Annotated in this window: 3 protein-coding genes; all 3 read left to right on the top strand. The window is 62.9% G+C overall.

All coding sequences use genetic code 11. From position 1 onward, the window contains the following. On the top strand, positions 1-593 hold a 593-nt coding region (locus EOA33_RS32595), incomplete at its 5' end, for a CapA family protein (RefSeq protein WP_190234443.1). A 177-nt stretch (positions 594-770) separates the two neighbouring features. Then, positions 771-1,115: a helix-turn-helix transcriptional regulator gene (locus EOA33_RS32590; protein WP_245482505.1), complete on the top strand. Its 345-nt coding sequence runs from the start codon at positions 771-773 to the stop codon at positions 1,113-1,115. Positions 1,116-1,434: 319 nt separating this feature from the next. Further along, on the top strand, positions 1,435-2,330 hold an 896-nt coding region (locus EOA33_RS32585), incomplete at its 3' end, for a DUF1403 family protein (protein ID WP_127407491.1).

Below are 2,330 nucleotides of genomic sequence, written 5' to 3'. Positions count from 1 at the left end.
AGCAGGCTGCCGACTTCAGCCGCTTGATCGAGATCGATCAGCAGAGCGCGAATATCCATCTGTCGGCGATCCGGCAGGCAGCAGCGCAAGGCGATTTTGTGATCGCCTATCTGCACCACCACCATTGGGAACCGGGTTGGCAGGACGTGCCGCGCTGGGTTCAAACCTTTGCCCGCACATGCATCGACGCCGGCGCAGGCCTCTTCGTCAGTCACGGCGCCCCGGTTCTTCAGGCGGTGGAAATCTATAATGGCTTGCCCATCTTCTACGGTCTCGGAAATTTCCTGTTTCACGTCCATCCGGACGAGGGCGAATGGGATCCTCCGGAAGTCTGGCAGAGCATTGTCGCGGCTTGCCGCTATGATGCGAATGGAACGCTCGAAAACATAGACCTTCTGCCGGTCGTTATCGGCGAGGTAAATGAACGCACCGGTTCCGAGCCGGGCAAATTGGTTCCCGTCCCCGCCGCCGGACACGTGGCGCGAGATATTCTCGAGGGGTTCGCAAGCCGCTCGCGTGCCTTCGGTACCGGGATCGAAATATCTGGATGCTCAGGCAGGATAGTTGCGCCGCTGGTGCGCAAATTCGGCTGACGATCAAACTAAAGCCAGAGCCGCTCCGACGGACTCCGAGCGTGACATCGTGGAGCATCGAAAGCTTTGTTGAAGCCGAAAAGCTCGCGCCCTTTCGGGGCAGTGTTAAAGGCAAGGATCGAGCGGGACCCTCACCCCGCAGATCTTCACGTAGGCAGGCAGATCGCGACGGTTCGCGTGCTGTCTGACGTGTCGCAGGCTCAGCTTGCCCGATCGATAGGCGTCACCTTCCAACAGCTGCAAAAATACGAGAACGCAATAAACCGTGTAAGTGCCTCCATGATCTATGAGATTGGCAAGTTACTGGGTGTCCCCGTCAGCCGTTTTTTTGAAGGGCTTCCGGAGAATGGTGAGAGCGGTCTTGCAGCTTCCCCTCTGCCGGTCGATGAGCGCATTGGCTTCATTGCCAGCGCTGAGGGTCGGCATCTAATCGAGCGTATCATTCAACTACCTCCACGGGTGCGGGCACGTGTGTCTGCCCTGATCGCCGCTATCGGGGAAGAGTTATCTTTCCCTAAATAGTGAAGGACAGCGGGCCTGGTAGGACAACTGGCGCCAACTGAGCACAAAATGCCTGGTGACTGGTGGGGACGCAGGTTGGAGCGCTGTGTCCGTCCGTTTGTGCCTCTAGTAGTCGCCCAAATGGTCGCTTCGGAGACCTTGCCCAACAAAACACTTCGTCCGCAGCGCCAACGGAGAACTCTGACCGACACGACATCGGCTAGCATGACTAAATGATTGATAAGGCAACATTATCACTCGTTTTGTCGCTCCGACAAGCTGTGCGTTTTGACGCGAAAATCATCGCCAAAAGCGCACCACCACTTTACCCTCCAAACACATGATTCGCCTCGATCCCGCGACCGCCAATCTGTCCGTGCCGCCGACCGTTCCGGCCTGGGCGCTCGCGGACGGTGGTGCCATGCATGACGCCGACGCCGCCTTCCAGGCCGGCGCCGCCCTGGCTGCGCTCGACAGCCTCGCTCGGGCGCAGCCGGCCTGGGCCGGCGCCTGGCGCCAGCGGCTGGCGTTGAAATGCGCCGCCGCCAGCATGCGGCTCGCCGGTCGCGCCGAGGATGAAGCCGGCTTGCGCGACGCCTGGCAGCTTTGCCCGGCCGGCGCCGATCCCGGTCCCGCCGGCACCATCTTTGGCGCCTGGCGCCAGCTGGCGCTGCAGCCGCCGGCGGTCAGCGCCGATCGGCTGGCAAAAGTGACCGAGATGCTCGGGCTCGCCTGGGACGACGAGGCGCTCGCCGACCTCTGCACGCAGATCGAAGACGTGGCGGGGTCGCAGCGGCCGGCGCCGTTCGCCGCGGCCGCGATCGCGGAGCATGTCGTCGCCACGCGGCCCGATGCCGAACTGTTCGCCTGGTGGCTCGCCGACCTGGCGCTGGCGCAAGGCCTGCGCTGGCCGCGGCCGCAGCCGCTGTTGATGGCGCAGGCTTTTGGCCCGGCCTTCCGCACAGGAGCCGGCGGCAGGCGCATTCGACCCGGCGAAAAAGGTTTTGAGCGCGCGGTGTGCCTTGCGCTGGTTCAGGGAGCGGCCGAGGCCTGCCGGCTGGCCAGCGAACTGTCGCGCCGCGCCGAAAAACTTCTGGCGGTGGCGCCAAAGCTGCGCGCGAAAGGCGCCGGCGACGTGATTTTTTTGCTCCTGAATGAAGATGCCGTCGCCGGATCGCTGACGACCAAAAACCTGTCGCGCTTTGCCGCGCGACGGCTGTTCGAGCGGCTGCAGCA

The sequence above is a fragment of the Mesorhizobium sp. M4A.F.Ca.ET.050.02.1.1 genome (assembly GCF_003997725.1).
Classification (GTDB): Bacteria; Pseudomonadota; Alphaproteobacteria; order Rhizobiales; family Rhizobiaceae; genus Mesorhizobium.
This window is presented reverse-complemented; position numbering and strand designations above follow the sequence as displayed.